Annotated in this window: 1 protein-coding gene; it reads right to left on the bottom strand. The window is 46.7% G+C overall.

What is annotated here, in order from left to right:
* Positions 1–199: 199 nt before the first annotated feature.
* A partial coding sequence (locus QVO97_RS08745; RefSeq protein ID WP_288189459.1) for a biotin/lipoyl-containing protein occupies positions 200–422 on the bottom strand: 223 nt, incomplete at its 5' end.

Below are 422 nucleotides of genomic sequence, written 5' to 3' on the forward strand. Positions count from 1 at the left end.
CTGTACCGGTGCGGATGCCGGAAGAACCGGTGCTGCCGGAGCTGCTACACCATTACGATCCAGAGATTTGTATGCTTCTAATTTTTCTACTTCAACTTCGTATTTCTTTCCATTGATCGTAGCAACATATTTCATAATTCTTTACGTCCTTTCGAATAATTATCCCTGTATCGTTCTATTAGTTCAGGGTAACCATCTATTAGTTCAGGGTAACCAGTGCTGCACCTGTGTCAACGGCGTCGCCTGCCTTGACAAGAATCTGTGCTACTGTACCGTCTGCCGGAGCAACGATTTCAGTTTCCATTTTCATAGCTTCCATCACGATGACGGTCTCACCAAACTTAACTGCCTGTCCTGCAGATACTTTGATGTTCAGGATCTTACCTGGCATCGGAGCCTCTACGGTAGTTGCGCCTGCTGCC

This window comes from Clostridium sp. CAG:43, from assembly GCF_000434655.1.
GTDB lineage: Bacteria > Bacillota > Clostridia > Lachnospirales > Lachnospiraceae > Otoolea > Otoolea fessa.